This window comes from Synechocystis sp. LKSZ1 (assembly GCF_040436315.1).
Lineage (GTDB): Bacteria > Cyanobacteriota > Cyanobacteriia > Cyanobacteriales > Microcystaceae > Synechocystis.
Window position 1 is genome coordinate 2,212,433 of record NZ_AP031572.1, and the last position, 15,037, is coordinate 2,227,469.

Annotated in this window: 11 protein-coding genes and 1 pseudogene; 7 read left to right on the top strand and 5 right to left on the bottom strand. The window is 50.3% G+C overall.

Translation table 11 applies throughout. The features are described from left to right. Window positions 1-80: 80 nt before the first annotated feature. Entirely contained in the window at window positions 81-788 is a 708-nt protein-coding gene (locus ABXS88_RS10175; protein WP_353671935.1) for a YoaK family protein, read from the top strand. Between the two features lie 233 nt (window positions 789-1,021). Beyond that, window positions 1,022-4,984 (top strand): Calx-beta domain-containing protein, encoded by a 3,963-nt coding sequence (locus ABXS88_RS10180; protein ID WP_353671936.1) that lies wholly within the window; start codon window positions 1,022-1,024, stop codon window positions 4,982-4,984. Between the two features lie 59 nt (window positions 4,985-5,043). Here the strand turns inward: ABXS88_RS10180 and ABXS88_RS10185 are convergent, their stop codons facing one another. Continuing rightward, window positions 5,044-5,163, bottom strand: coding sequence for a photosystem II reaction center protein Ycf12 (locus ABXS88_RS10185; protein ID WP_353671937.1), 120 nt, complete (start codon window positions 5,161-5,163; stop codon window positions 5,044-5,046). A 162-nt stretch (window positions 5,164-5,325) separates the two neighbouring features. On the opposite strand from ABXS88_RS10185, the gene ABXS88_RS10190 reads away from it, so the two are divergent. After that, the gene (locus tag ABXS88_RS10190) at window positions 5,326-5,673 is read left to right on the top strand and encodes a YkgJ family cysteine cluster protein (RefSeq protein ID WP_353671938.1); all 348 of its coding nucleotides are present in this window, start codon (window positions 5,326-5,328) and stop codon (window positions 5,671-5,673) included. On the opposite strand, the gene gltD is transcribed toward ABXS88_RS10190, so the two are convergent. Further along, window positions 5,670-7,154 (bottom strand): glutamate synthase small subunit, encoded by a 1,485-nt coding sequence (gene gltD / locus ABXS88_RS10195; protein WP_353671939.1) that lies wholly within the window; start codon window positions 7,152-7,154, stop codon window positions 5,670-5,672. The genes ABXS88_RS10190 and gltD overlap by 4 nt on opposite strands. A gap of 229 nt (window positions 7,155-7,383) precedes the next feature. On the opposite strand from gltD, the gene ABXS88_RS10200 reads away from it, so the two are divergent. Beyond that, window positions 7,384-9,723 (top strand): heavy metal translocating P-type ATPase, encoded by a 2,340-nt coding sequence (locus ABXS88_RS10200; RefSeq protein WP_353671940.1) that lies wholly within the window; start codon window positions 7,384-7,386, stop codon window positions 9,721-9,723. Here ABXS88_RS10200 and ABXS88_RS10205 read toward each other — a convergent pair. Then, window positions 9,714-10,202 (bottom strand): low molecular weight protein-tyrosine-phosphatase, encoded by a 489-nt coding sequence (locus ABXS88_RS10205; RefSeq protein ID WP_353671941.1) that lies wholly within the window; start codon window positions 10,200-10,202, stop codon window positions 9,714-9,716. The two genes, ABXS88_RS10200 and ABXS88_RS10205, sit on opposite strands and share 10 nt — an antisense overlap. Window positions 10,203-10,353: 151 nt before the next feature. On the opposite strand from ABXS88_RS10205, the gene secD reads away from it, so the two are divergent. The 3 genes and pseudogenes from secD to ABXS88_RS10220 all read left to right on the top strand — a co-directional run bounded on the left by secD (window position 10,354) and on the right by ABXS88_RS10220 (window position 12,807). Then, window positions 10,354-11,769 carry a protein translocase subunit SecD gene (secD, locus tag ABXS88_RS10210; RefSeq protein ID WP_353671942.1) on the top strand — a complete coding sequence of 472 codons (1,416 nt, stop codon included), beginning with the start codon at window positions 10,354-10,356 and terminating at the stop codon, window positions 11,767-11,769. A gap of 44 nt (window positions 11,770-11,813) precedes the next feature. Further along, window positions 11,814-12,710, top strand: a pseudogene (gene secF / locus ABXS88_RS10215) (protein translocase subunit SecF); the annotation flags it as partial. Next, complete coding sequence (locus ABXS88_RS10220; protein ID WP_353671943.1) at window positions 12,646-12,807, top strand: PTPA-CTERM sorting domain-containing protein; 162 nt, start codon at window positions 12,646-12,648, stop codon at window positions 12,805-12,807. The pseudogene secF and the gene ABXS88_RS10220, both read left to right, overlap by 65 nt. Here the strand turns inward: ABXS88_RS10220 and ABXS88_RS10225 are convergent. Further along, window positions 12,746-13,495, bottom strand: coding sequence for a cytochrome c biogenesis protein CcdA (locus tag ABXS88_RS10225; RefSeq protein WP_353671944.1), 750 nt, complete (start codon window positions 13,493-13,495; stop codon window positions 12,746-12,748). The two genes, ABXS88_RS10220 and ABXS88_RS10225, sit on opposite strands and share 62 nt — an antisense overlap. Window positions 13,496-13,503: 8 nt before the next feature. After that, window positions 13,504-14,919, bottom strand: a complete 1,416-nt coding sequence (locus ABXS88_RS10230) for a DUF3370 domain-containing protein (RefSeq protein ID WP_353671945.1) — start codon at window positions 14,917-14,919, stop codon at window positions 13,504-13,506. Between the last annotated feature and the right edge of the window lie 118 nt (window positions 14,920-15,037).

Here is a 15,037-nt window from a genome sequence, read left to right on the forward strand (position 1 = left end):
ATATTTACCGAAGGGCCAAATTTGCTCAAGACTTCTTAACAGTTAGGCAAGACAACGATGAAAACCATCCCAACAAGAGCATGAAGCAATTCTTAAACCATGCCAATATTTTGGCTCTGCTATTGAGTGGGGTTGCCGGTTTTGTCGATGCCACCAGTTTTTTAGGCCTTAATCATTTATTCACGGCCCATATCACCGGTAACTTAGTGGTGGCAGTGACAGACTTTGTTGGCGTCGGGCCAAAAATCACCTGGATTAGACTGACGATTATTCCTCTCTTTATGGCAGCGGTGATGGGCAGTACTCTCTTTTCTCGATTCCGGGCCATCCGCCCTTTCCATTTTTTCTGGCTGGAGGCCAGTAGCCTCTTAGTCTTTACTGGCTTTTGCCTAATTTACAGCGGTTTGAATACTTCGCCGCTGAAGGATTTGGCCCTATTCTTGGCGGGTTCCCTGGGCGTTATTTCCATGGGGATTCACAACACTGCCATGCGGGAAACCTTGGGGAATTTAGCGCCGACTACAGCTATGACTAATAATTTAACCCAGTTCACCATGGATCTCTCCTCCTTTAGCCTGATTCAACTATCACCCCAAGTTTCTCCTCTAGTCTCGGAATATTCGGCCCTGCAACAACGATTAGGAAAATTCGGTAGTTCTTTATTAGGATTTAGCCTCGGGGCCATGGTGGGAGGCCTATTAACCCATTATTTTGGCTTTGGGCCTTTGCTGTTGCCGACTTTGACGATGGCGGGACTGGCCCTCCAGAGCCAAGTAAAGGAGCGATAACTGTGTGGCATTGAGAGATTTAGGACTAATCTTGTTCTTGCACATTTACCTCACATGGCTTTCTGGTTATTGGTGCTAAACCTGTGGAGGGTTTGCCACATCAGTATTTTCTTTAGTCTCCAAGGTTTATCTAAAGATTTGTATATTTTTGGAAAGTTTTATCCTATCACTGCTTTTCCAACTGAAATTTAGCGCTAGCCTGATAGGCGTGAAGGTTCTCAGTCTTTTCAGGTATGAATATCCAGCAGTTTGATCTCTTTGGCGTTTACAGCTACTTAACTCACTTCGCTACCCTGGAGTCCTTCTGGGGCCAGTTTGAAGCTATCTACGGCACGGGCTACGATTTTGCAGCGGCCGAGGCCCTGCGGCTGCAATGGGCCAACGGGGATTTTAGCCAGTTACCGGCTATCCAAGTTGTTGAAACCGAGTCCCTGGGAACGGCCTCTGGGGCCTATGCCCAGGCCAATAACACCATCTATTTGTCTGAGAGATTCCTGGCCACGGCTCCAGCCAGTGTGATTACGGCGGTGGTGTTGGAGGAGGTTGGCCATTTTGTCGATGTGCTAGTAAATGAGAGCGATTCACCTGGGGATGAGGGGGAATATTTTGCCAACGTAGCGTTAAACCAAGATCTGTCAGAACTGAACTTAAGAAGACTGCAGGCTGAAAATGACTTAATTTTTATGGTGATTGAAGGACAAAATTTATTAGTAGAACAAGCGAATTTCACAGGAACCAACGGAAATAATACAATTCTAGGAACCGCAGAGGATGACACGATCAATCCAGGATTGGGTAATGACAAAGTAGATGGAGGAGCGGGAAATGACTTATTGATAGTGGATTATTCTAGTAATGCCTACAATGGAACCTCACCTAACGCAGGCATCAGAAGCTATATCTACAACAATAGTACGTCTGGATTCAATGGTTCTTACAGTGCTTACTATAACTCTGGCTATGATGATGACTATATTAGCTTCTCTGGCATAGAGCGCTTTCATATTACGGGAACTATAGCGAATGATGACATTGAAACTGGTGATGGAGATGATGTTATCAATAGTGGTGATGGTAACGATACCATTAATGCGAATGACGGTAATGATGTGATTAATGCAGGTGATGGAGATGATGTTATTGATAACAACAATGGAATTGATACAATAGATGCTGGTCAAGGAATAGATCGACTCATCAATGGTAATTTTGGTACGATAACAACGGGACTTAGCTTTGATGAAACGGGAACAACTCATTCCGCCATTTCACTACCCAATGGTAGCATCGCTAAAAATATTGAGTATTTTACAAATCTAATAACAGGTAATGGCAATGATGTCATTAACTACAGCCAACGCACTGATAATGATTTAAAAACTGGTGGTGGAGACGACACAATTAATCCAGGATTAGGCTATGACAAAGTAGATGGAGGACTGGGCAATGATTTATTAATAGTAAATTATTCTAGTAATACTTACAATGGAACCTCACCTAACGCAGGCATCAGAAGCTCTATTTACAACAATAGTACCTCTGGCTTTAATGGTTCTTACAGTGCCGATTATAACTCTGGCTATGATAATGACTACATTAGCTTCTCTGGCATAGAGCGCTTTCATATTACGGGAACAGTAGCCAATGATGACATTGAAACTGGCGATGGAGATGATGTTATCAATAGTGGCGGTGGTAACGATACCATTAATGTGAATGATGGTAATGATATAGTTAATGCAGGCGATGGAGATGATGTTATTGATAACAACAATGGAATTGATACGATAGATGCTGGCCAGGGAATAGACCGACTCATCAATGGTAATTTTGGTACGATAACAACGGGACTTAGCTTTGATGAAACGGGAACAACTCATTCCGCCATTTCACTACCCAATGGTAGCATCGCTAAAAATATTGAGTATTTTACAAATCTAATAACAGGCAATAGTGATGATGTCATTAACTACAGCCAACGCACTGATAATGATTTAAAAACTGGTGGTGGAGACGACACAATTAATCCAGGATTAGGCTATGACAAAGTAGATGGAGGACTGGGCAATGATTTATTAATAGTGGATTATTCTAGTAATACTTACAATGGAACCTCCCCTAAAGCAGGCATCAGAAGCTCTATTTACAACAATAGTACGTCTGGATTCAATGGTTCTTACAGTGCCGATTATAACTCTGGCTATGATAATGACTACATTAGCTTCTCTGGCATAGAGCGCTTTCATATTACGGGAACAGTAGCCAATGATGACATTGAAACTGGTGATGGAGATGATGTTATCAATAGTGGCGGTGGTAACGATACCATTAATGCGAATGACGGTAACGATATAGTTAATGCAGGCGATGGAGATGATGTTATTGATAATAATAATGGAATTGATACGATAGATGCTGGTCAGGGAATAGACCGACTCATCAATGGTAATTTTGGTACGATAACAACGGGACTTAGCTTTGATGAAGCTGGAACAACTCATTCCGCCATTTCACTACCCAATGGTAGCATCGCTAAAAATATTGAGTATTTTACAAATCTGATAACAGGTAATGGCAATGATGTTATTACCTACAGCCAACGCACTGATAATGATTTAAAAACTGGTGGTGGAGACGACACAATTAATCCAGGATTAGGCTATGACAAAGTAGATGGAGGACTGGGCAATGATTTATTAATAGTGGATTATTCTAGTAATACCTACAATGGAACCTCCCCTAAAGCAGGCATCAGAAGCTCTATTTACAACAATAGTACGTCTGGATTCAATGGTTCTTACAGTGCCGATTATAACTCTGGCTATGATAATGACTACATTAGCTTCTCTGGCATAGAGCGCTTTCATATTACGGGAACAGTAGCCAATGATGACATTGAAACTGGTGATGGAGATGATGTTATCAATGGTGGCGGTGGTAAAGATTCTCTTTATGGAAATAATGGCAATGATTCTTACATTCTGAATGTCAATAATGCTGCGGGTAGCGTAATCTATGATTCAATAGGCAACGACAGATTAACGTTAAATGGTACTCAGATTTCCCTAGTTAAAGCTGAAGTAGGTAAAGTGGGTTTAGGTCGTTTAAATCAGACATTAATTATCGATCTAAATCAAGATGGTATTTTAGATGCCAATACCGATCTTAGTATTGAAAAATTTTATAACGATCCATTTTCCAGTACGCCAGGTAGTGGATTTTTGGAAACAGTTGATAATCTATCGGGATTGGATATAATCCAAACAATCGTGCAAAATAATTTTCCTAGCCTCAGCATTCAAGATTCGGCTATTTGGGAAGGAAACAGCGGCACTAAAAATTTAACTTTCACTGTTACTCTTTCTCCGGCCAGTCTTCAGCCTGTAACCGTTAAGTTTGCAACATCTACCCCAAGCGGCCATACCGCAACCTCGAATGTGGATTTCACGGCTACCAATGGCACTCTTACCATTCCTGCAGGCCAACTGACCGGCCAGATTAATGTGCCGATTATTGGCGATACTACCAACGAGAATAGCGAAACCTTTGTGGTCAATCTGAGTAATGCCAGCAATGCTGTTATCCAAAAATCTCAAGCCATTGGCACGATTGAACAGGATGATACCCCGACCAGTCCCCTGGTGTTGACGGGAGGTACTGTCCAGATTGCCTACGTGGCCTACTACGGCCGGCCGGGTGATCCCGGTGGTCTAGCCTTTTGGAATCAAGTCTTTGGTTCTCAGCCGGTGGTCTTTGGAAGTCCTGAGTTTGAAACCCTAGCCAATAACTTTGGGACGGGCAGTGAGGCCAACCGTCTCTATGGGGCTTTGAGTAATCGCGACAAGGTCAAAAAAGTCTATAACTTGGCCTTTAATCGAGATCCAGAGCAAGGCGGTTGGGACTTCTGGACAGGCCTGTTGGATCAAAACAAAGTCACGCCAGTCAATTTTGCTTTGGCCGTGGCCCTGGGGGCCAGTAATGGAGAAGAGCCCGATCTCACTATTCTTCGCAATAAGGTAGCCAGTGCTGATTTAATTAGCAAGGCCATTGATACGCCTCTAGAACGCCAGGCGACTTCTGGCCCCAGCAATGAGGTCTTTGGTCGCAATTGGTTGGCCCCCTTTGGCGATACCAGTGCTTCCCTCTACGCCGCTGAAACGGCCCTGGCTCAGTTTGTAGCCAGTGCAGGCTTCTAGTCAAAGAAAAACCTTCCCCAGGGAAGGCTTTCTGAAAAAGGAGGACGACACAACTGTCTCTACAGGTCGCCACCCCGAAAAGCAAGCACGAAAACAATGGCAGGGCCAGCGATCATAATCAGAGAAACAAAGGTCAATTGGAAAATGGGTTCTAAATTAAGGGCGGCTATTAACTCCATAAGTTCTCCTGAAGGATGCTTAATTTGACTTGGTATTATATAAGGTTGCAGGTGGAAACCGAAAGAAAACCACTGTCTATCATAGCTGGCCTGGTTTCGCTCTCTTTCAGCTAAGACATAAAAATACATAAACTTTTGTTACAACACTGGAGTTGAACCGTCATGGCCCATTGGCAATGTATCCAGGGGTGTGGGGCCTGCTGTCACCTCGACCCCACAGATCGTCCCGAGCTAGCCGATTACCTTAGCCCGGAGGAATTGACCCTCTACCTGAGCTTGGTGGGAGAGGGGGGCTGGTGCATTCACTACAACGCCGAAACCCGGCAGTGTCAGATTTACGACCAGCGCCCTCGTTTTTGCCGCGTTTTGCCGGAAACCTTCGAGGCCATGTTTGGCATTCCCCCCGAAGATTTTAATGATTTTGCCATTGATTGTTGTCATCAGCAGATCGAGGGGGTCTATGGCCCCGAGAGTGAGGTGCTGGCCCGCTACCAGCAAGCCACTGCCTAGGGTAGGTCTGTTTCCCCCATCAGATACAGGTCACAGGCCTTGGCAGCTCCCCGGCCTTCATTAAAGGCCCAAACCACTAAACTCTGGCCCCGACGGCAATCCCCAGCGGCAAAAACACCAGGAATGCTAGTTTCGTAGTGGCCATAGTCAGCTTTGACGTTACCCCGAGCATCCTGTTCTAGATTTAAGGTCTTGAGCAATCCTTCTTCTGGGCCGACAAAACCCATGGCCAACAGGACTAATTGGGCTGGCCGGACTTGTTCTGTACCAGCAATCGGTTGGGGCACGAATTGGCCTTTTTCATTTTTCTGCCATTGGATATCGACGGTATGCACGGCTTTGACTCGGCCCTGGTCATCCCCTTCAAAGTGGGTGGCAGTGGTGAGATAGGCCCGGGGGTCATGGCCAAAAACCGCTTCGGCTTCCTCTTGGCCGTAGTCCAGTTTATAGACCTTGGGCCATTCCGGCCAGGGGTTATTGGTCGCGCGCTCTAGGGGGGGTTTGGGCATAATTTCGAGCTGAACCACACTGCGACAGTGATGACGTAAAGACGTTCCCACGCAGTCGGTGCCCGTATCACCGCCGCCGATAATCACCACATCTTTATCCTGGGCAGAAATAAAATCTGGCCCTGGGGCCTTGTCTAAGATGGCTTTGGTATTGGCCGTGAGAAAGTCCATGGCGAAATGAATCCCCTGGAGGTGACGGCCTTCGATGGGTAGATCCCGCGGCCGAGTTGAGCCGGTACACAAAATAATGGCATCGTAGTCCTGTCGTAGAGTTTCTACCGGTAGGTCTTTCCCAATTTCTGTATTACAAATAAAGGTGACGCCCTCCGCTTCTAGAACTTGCAGGCGACGAAGAACCACGGCTTCCTTATCCAGTTTCATGTTGGGGATGCCGTACATCAACAAACCACCGGGGCGATCCGCCCGTTCGTAAACGGTGACCCAATGGCCGGCCTTATTGAGTTGGGCCGCCGCTGATAGGCCTGCTGGCCCTGAGCCAATGATCGCCACTTTTTTGCCGGTGCGCCGGGCTGGTGGTTCCGGGGTGATCCAGCCTTCTTGCCATCCCTTGTCGATGATGGAATATTCAATATTTTTGATTGTCACTGGCGGATTATTAATGCCCAAGACACAGGCCCCTTCACAGGGGGCAGGGCAGACGCGGCCGGTAAATTCCGGAAAGTTATTGGTTTTATGTAAACGGTCTAGGGCCTCACGCCAGAGGCCCCGGTAAACCAAGTCATTAAATTCAGGAATCAGGTTATTAATCGGGCAACCACTGGCCATGCCGCTGAGCACCGTCCCGGTGTGGCAGAAGGGGGTGCCACAGTCCATGCAGCGGGCCCCCTGGATTCGCAGGTTGTCATCGGGCATGGGCAAATGAAATTCATCCCAGTTGCGCAGGCGGGTGGGGGGAGCCAACTCTTGGGGGAGTTCGCGGGCATATTCTAAAAAGCCAGTAGGTTTTCCCATAGGTCTCAATTCACAAGGGGGGAGGGTTAACTTGATAGGGAGACGATACCTTCCCCTCAAGTTAGGGGACAAATTTCAGTGTAGTTGACCCTTCTTTGTATTGTTTACTGCTTTTATCGGCATTTGTTGGCCTTGTTTTTTTTTCTTTACAACCCACGGCAACCGCTACAATGGAGCCTCGGCTTTAGCCCTAGCTTTGTGCTTTGTTTCTTGATCAATCGGGTTTTCTATGGTTCAACCCCTGTCTGCTCCCAGTCTGTCCAAGCCCCCTTCAGAAATTCCTCTGGCTCTGGCGGCCCTTGATGTCAAAGGGATGAAATGTGCCGGCTGTGTGCGGGCGGTGGAGCGACAACTCACCCAAAATCCTGGTGTCCTTGCCGCTAATGTGAATCTAGTAACAGAGGTGGCCGTGGTGCAGTACGAGGTCGATTGTCTGGAGCCAGCGGCCCTGGCGGAGTATTTAACCCAGCGGGGCTTTCCCAGCCAAGTCCGAGCCGGGGCCAAGACGGGCCCTGGGATTACCGAGGCGGATCAGGCCCTGCAACAGCAACGCCGAGACCTGATCGTAGCAGCCGGTCTACTCTTCTTTTCTGGCCTAGGTCATTTGGAACACCTGGGCGGGCCGGTGGTTCCCTTCCTCAGTCGTTTGGAATTTCATTGGCTATTGGCTACCCTGGCCCTCTTGATTCCGGGACGGGATATTTTTCTGGATGGTTGGCGCAGTCTCCGCCAGGGTTTTCCTAATATGAATACCCTAGTGGCCCTGGGGACGGGCAGTGCTTATCTTGCTAGCAGTTTGGCTTTTTGTTTTCCCCAATGGGGCTGGCAATGCTTCTTTGATGAACCCGTGATGCTGTTGGGCTTTATCCTGCTGGGACGGCATTTGGAAGGCAGAGCCCGCCACCGAGCGCGAGCGGCCTTGACCAGTCTAATGGCCCTGCAACCGGCCACGGCCCGTCTGCTGGGACGGGATCTAGAAAGCGATGGCATTGAAATTCCTGTCGAACAGGTGCGGCTGGGGGAATGGATTCGCGTCTTGCCGGGAGAAAAAATTCCCGTTGATGGCCGAGTGGTTGCCGGTTACAGCACCGTGGATGAATCCCTGGTTACGGGAGAATCCCTACCGGTGCTCAAGCAAGTCGGCGACCGAGTCATGGCCGGCAGTTGCAATCAGTCCAGCCTCTTGACCCTAGAGACGACTCAAGTGGGCCAGAATACGACCCTCGCCCAAATTATTCAGTCGGTGGCGGAGGCCCAAACCCGCAAGGCCCCGATCCAAAAATTAGTGGATACCATCGCCGGTTACTTCGCCTACGGCGTGATGCTGATTGCACTCCTGACTTTTCTGTTTTGGTTGCTCTGGGGCACCCAACTGTTTCCGCAAGTATTGACGCTAACCCCTGCCCATACGGGGATGGCCTCGATGGCAATGACAACTCAGGGGACCCCAATACTGCTCAGTCTGCGGTTGGCCATTGCCGTTCTGGTGGTGGCCTGCCCCTGTGCCTTGGGCCTGGCGACGCCAACGGCCATTTTGGTAGGCACGGGAGTCGGGGCCGAACGGGGGCTACTGATCAAAGGCGGCGATGTTCTCGAAAAAAGCCAGCAGTTAACCACTATTGTTTTTGACAAGACCGGAACCCTGACCCAGGGCCGGCCAAGCATTACCGACTACCTACTGTTTAGCGACCTCGCCCCGGATGACCTCCTGCAATTGCTGGCTTCCCTGGAAGTGGGCACTCGCCATCCCCTGGCCCAGGCGATTGTGGCGGCGGCCGAGGCCCGTCATCTGCCCCTGCTCACCGCGACAGATTTCCACACGGAACCGGGGTTGGGCGTCCAGGCCTGTCTTGGTCCTGATACCTACTACGCTGGTAACCTGGCTTGGCTTCAGGGCCATGACATCACCCTTCTCTCAGCCGTTGCCCCCCGGCCCGAAACCCTGATCTATCTGGCCAAAAATCAAACCTGTCTGGGGGCCATTGCCCTAGCCGATCCCATTCGTCTCGATGCCCGAGAAACCATACAGGCCCTCCAGCAAAGAGGCCTGAAAACCATCTTACTGACGGGAGACCAAGAAAGCGTGGCCCAGGCCGTGGCTGCCCCCTTGGGTCTGACCCAGGTCTATGCCCAGGTTAGTCCTGCAGAAAAAGTCGCCGTGATCCAGGCCCTGCAAGCAACGGAAGTGGTGGCCATGGTGGGGGATGGCATTAACGATGCCCCAGCCCTGGCCCAAGCGGATGTGGGAATTTCCCTGCGGGGGGCCACAGAGGTGGCTCTAGAAACCGCTGATATTGTTCTGATGACGGGCCAGTTAAAGGCGGTGGTGACGGCCCTGGCCTTGAGCGAAGCAACCGTGGCTAAAATTCGACAAAATTTGGTCTGGGCCCTGGGCTACAACCTGTTGGCAATTCCCCTGGCGGCCGGGGCCCTGTTACCCCGTTGGGGCCTGACCTTGAGTCCGGCCCTGGCTGCTGGCCTGATGGCCCTGAGTTCGGTGCTGGTGGTGACCAACTCCCTTACCCTGCGTCGTTGGGTTGCCCCAGGAACTGGAGCTGATCATGGCTGAGATTCTGTTGAGAGTTTGTTCTTGAGCTCTTCCACTAGGGTCTGACAGCCATCTTCCAAGAGGGTAATCACCTTTTCAAAGCCCTCTGGGCCACCGTAGTAGGGGTCGGGGACTTCTGTTTCTCGATGGTTCTGGGCATAGTCGCAGAATAGCTTAACTTTGCTATGGTAGCGCCCCGTACTATCTAGAGAGAGAATATCCCGTTGATTTTCCCGATCCATGGCTAAAATCAGGTCAAATTCCCGAAAATCGGCCCACTCGAATTGTCTGGCCCTGCCTGTCACCGGATAACCCCGTTGTTGCAGGCTAGCGGCCATACGTCGATCCGGGGGTGCACCGATGTGGTATCCCGACGTGCCAGCGGAATCGCAATAGATACTGCCGTCCAGGCCTGCTTCGGCCAAGTGTTGATTCATGATGTTTTCGGCGGCGGGAGAACGGCAAATATTCCCCAAACAGACAAACAAAATTTTATACATACCGGCCTCTCGACAAAACTTTCCCTAGATTAGCTTGTCTGGAAGCCAGGCCTGGATTTTCTGGGGCCGGGATAGAGTATTGGTTGAGGGGGCCAAGCTAACGGTAAACTAAGTAACACGATTGACCCTTCCTCGCCGATTTTCTGCCCCTATGCAAAGACAGCGCTGGCTTTTGTTCTTAATTTTTTTGCTCGCGATCGCCGCAGGCGTTGTGTTAGTCACCATTCCCCTCCAACTTGGCCTCGACTTGAGGGGAGGCGCCCAACTTACCATTGAAGTCCGGCCGACCAAGGAGGTTAGCCAGATCAATGCGGAAGACCTCTCCGCCGTGAAAACCGTCATTGAAAATCGGGTCAATGCCCTAGGCGTTTCGGAACCCTTTGTCCAGACAGTGGGCCAAAACAAAGTGGTGGTGCAACTGCCCGGTGTGACCGACCCGAGCCAAGCGGAACGCATTCTGGGGGGAACAGCCCAATTAGAATTTCGCCAGCAACGCCAGGGGACAGAAGGAGAATTCCAGGCTGAATACAGTATTAAGCGCCAAATTGATGGCCAGTTGGAACTGCTCCGCCGTCAGAGCAGTAGTCCCGAAAATAATGAAAAATTTCAGCAATTGCTCCAGGATCAGCAACGCAGTAATGCGGCCCTGTTGGCCCTGTTTGACCCCATTGGCCTAACAGGCAAGAACTTGAAGGATGCCCGGCCTTCCCCCACCCAAGCGGGTAATGCCTGGGAAGTGGCCCTGCGCTTTGATGATGAAGGGGGGAAAAAGTTTGCCGAACTGACCAAAAACGTGGCAGGAACGGGCCGCAGTTTAGGGATTTTCTTGGATAACAACTTGATCAGTGCGCCGGTGGTGGGCGTCGAATTTGCGGCCACGGGGATTACGGGAGGGGCCGCCGTGATTACCGGCAACTTCACCGTTGAAACCGCCAATGATTTAGCCGTGCAATTGCGTGGTGGCTCTTTACCCTTTCCGGTTGCTGTGGTGGAAAACCGGACGGTGGGGGCCAGTTTAGGCCAGGACAGTATCCGGCGCAGTATCGTCGCCGGGGTCGTTGGGTTAATATTAGTGCTCGTCTTTATGGCAGTGTACTATCGCCTACCCGGCCTGATTGCCGATGTATCCCTGATGATCTATGCCCTGCTCAGTTTAGCGGCCTTTGCTCTAGTGGGGGTTACGCTCACCTTACCGGGGATTGCAGGCTTTATTTTAAGTATCGGCATGGCGGTGGATGCCAACGTCTTGATTTTTGAGCGGACGCGGGAAGAGCTCCGGGCGGGTAATACCCTCTATCGCTCCGTGGAATCGGGATTCTATCGAGCCTTTTCTAGCATTCTCGATGGCAACGTCACCACCCTAATTGCCTGTGCGGCTCTTTTCTGGTTCGGTTCTGGTCTAGTCAAAGGGTTTGCGTTAACCCTGGCCATTGGGGTAGTTATCAGCATGTTTACCGCCATCACCTGTAGTCGTACCTTACTGCTATTGGTCGTTTTAAATATTCCTAAGGTGCGCCAGAATCCTACACTCTTTTGTCCTAATGTGTCCGCTGTGGCTAAGTCCTAGGATCGTTTAGTTATCAATTACGTTGTTAAGTAAGGAATCCCAAAATGTACTTAAATTTATTCAAGTGGGAAAAGCTCTGGTGGACGCTTTCTGTACTCTTCATTGTCTTAGGACTGATTGCCATGGCTATTTCCTGGACTCAATTCGGTTGGCCGATTAAGCCGGGCCTGGATTTCATTGGTGGGACGCGCTTACAACTGCAATTAGTCTGTGCCAAGGATAAAAGTTGTCCTGCCCCCATTGATGTGGCCCAAGTACGCGATGTATTAACAGAAGAGGGATTAGGTAATAGTACCCTACAGGTGATTGAAAACTATACTTTAGCCATCCGCAGTCAGACCCTGGATGTGAACCAACGGAATCAGATTCAGCAGTCTCTCAGTCGTAAGGTGGGAAAATTTGATGCGGAAACCATTCAAATTGATACCGTTGGCCCCACCATTGGGAAAGAATTATTTCAATCCGGTAGCATTGCTTTTGTCCTATCCCTGCTGGGCATCATTGTGTATTTAGCAGTCAGGTTCCAATGGGACTATGCCTTTTTTGCGGTGCTGGCCCTCATCCATGATGTACTAGTGACAGCCGGGGCCTTTGCTTTGCTGAGTCTGATGGCCGGGGTCGAGATCGACAGTTTATTTCTGGTTTCTTTGTTGACCATTATCGGTTTTTCTGTGAATGACACGGTTGTCATCTATGACCGCATCCGGGAAACCCTAACCCTCAATCCCAATGATTCGGTAAATGAAATTGTCGAGGCAGCCGTTAATCAAACCCTATCGCGTTCTATCAATACAACCCTAACGGCTTTATTACCCTTGATCGCTATTTTCTTCTTTGGCGGCGAAACCTTGAAGTTTTTTGCCCTGGCCCTAATCATTGGCTTTACTAGCGGAGCCTACTCCAGCATTTTTATTGCCAGTACTCTCTGGGCTTGGTGGCGGAATCGTCGCAATTCAGGGAAACAGACCGCTCCAGCCTAGGGAGACTCAACTCCCCCAAGGGGTAAGCGGAAGAGGAGCGATAACAGGCCAAAACTAATTAAGACCATGCCACTAATGGGGTTAAGCCAGCGACTCCACTGTCGCAGGGCCAAGAGCCGTTTCAAGGCCCCGGTAAAGAGGCCGACTACAACCAACGGCAACACATAGCCCAGGGTATAGGCCAAGAGCAGGCCGGCTCCCAGCAACAGATCCTGGGTTCCTGCCACCCAGACCAGCAGACTGCCTAAGACGGGAGTGCTACAGGGCGAGGCCACCAGGCCAAAGGTCAAACCGATCAGATAAGAACGCAGGGCCGGGGGAAAATCTGCCTGAATCCAGTCGGTACTGCCCAGACTAGGAAAACGTAGGGGAATCAGCTCTAACAGATTGAGGCCCATAATAATGGCGATGAGGCTCACCAGCAGGGGGAGGCCCCAACCAATTTGGCCATAGACTTGGCCCAAGGCGGCGGCCATTAAGCCTAGGCCGGCTAATGTCGTTGCTAGGCCTAGAGCAAACCACAGAGATTGCCACGAGCGTTGACCTGGGCCTTGTTGGTCATAACCGCCGATATAGGCAATGGTCAAGGGGAGCATGGAAAGCATACAGGGCGTCAGGCTAGTGAGTAGGCCCGCTCCCCAGATTAGGGCCAGACTCCAGGGGGTCAAATGGGTTAATTGCTCACTGACCAAGTTATTGGCCCACTGTTGTACATAAAAGAGAGCCGTATTCAGGGTTTCCAGCATGGCGAGGATTAACGGCGTAGGAGGCCGCCATAATAGAGTTCTTCAGTTTTGACGGTAATCACCTGGGGCGGTGTGGCATCGGGAGGATAGAGAAAATCGAGGCTGACGTGGCGTTTTTCCCCAGGCTCAAGGTTTAGCATAATCAAAGGACTGCCCATCTGGCCTTGACGTTGGGTGATGTGAAAATAGCGGTCTTGGACCTGGCCCTGGTCATCCTGGTAGCTTACCTTCACGGTACCCCGGAAAAAAACTTGACCATTGGGATTACTCAGGAAGAAAAGCCGGTCTTTGTACTGGTCTTGCTTGAGGGGGGTCTGTAAGCTGAGGCTAACACTCTGGCGACTCTTGGTGCCATTGTAGAGCGGTAGATCGAGTTGGTAGTGAACCCCATAGTTACCGTTGGCCAGATAGGCTGTATCTGGGTAGCGGGCCAGCATCGGCGCACTCTGAATTTGGCTCGTGCCGTGGGTGCCGACATCCAGGGTACTCAGGGGATAGGAAAAGGACTGCCCGCGGCTAGGAATGCTCAGGACATTAGTTCCGGGGCGATCCAGGAGGGCCCCTTTCCACTCTGAGCCCAGGGAGATGCCCGCAACCCGGCCATAGATGGGTCGGGAGTAAGCACTGCGCTGAATTTGCTCTGGGGGAGTCGGGGCCTTATCTCGGGGCGTTGCCAGGCGGCCTCGGACGAGGAGGGCTTCCCAATCTGCCTGGGAAGGCGGCCGTAGTTTGGGGGGAGTCGGTTTTTGTTCCTTGGCCGAGGCAATGGTTTCCGGTAATTCCTGAATGGCCTGCATCGCTAGGTTTGCCATATAGACTGGGCCATCACTCTCTAGACGAAGGTAGGTGGAACGGGCGTTACTCCGTGGGATGGGGAGGGTAAAGAGAAGACGGGTCTGGCCAGGGCCAATAATAATTTGGCTAGGAAAGCTGGTTTGGCTTTTGCCCCGTAAAATGCTGCTCATCAAGCGAGAACCTGGCCCGGAAAAGACTTGGCCCTTGGGATCTTCCACCAGGGAAGGGAGTTCAACAAAGGGGGCATCGGGAGAAGTGAGGTAACTGGCCCCTTGCAAAATCTTGACCCGTACAAAGCGATTGCTGGGATTAGAGACTAAAACCCCCTGGTAGAGGAGCCGGGAATCAAAGGGACGGGCAATATGATGGGAGAAAAAATCAAAGCGACCGTTGAGGGGTTTGTTGAGGTGGGCCCGGGGGTCGTATTTCCCTTCCTGGGGATAGGTGGACAGGAGAATCCCATCGCCTACCACGACTTCGGGACTATTGCTATTGAAAACAGGTACATCGTTCAGTTGGCCGGGAAGGGGCCGAATTTCCTGGGGCTGGGTAATATATTCGGCCTGAATTGGAGGTAAAGGGGCCGTAACTACCTGGGCCAGCATCAGTGAAGGAAGGAACGATAGCATAGATATCCTCGGTGGGAGGTCAGAATAGGTCTGGTTTGCTTCCCTATTAAGATTGCTAGCTGGAACCCTTCTTGTCAAGTCATCGTCTAATCATCAATTTTGCCTCAGCGTGAGGAAA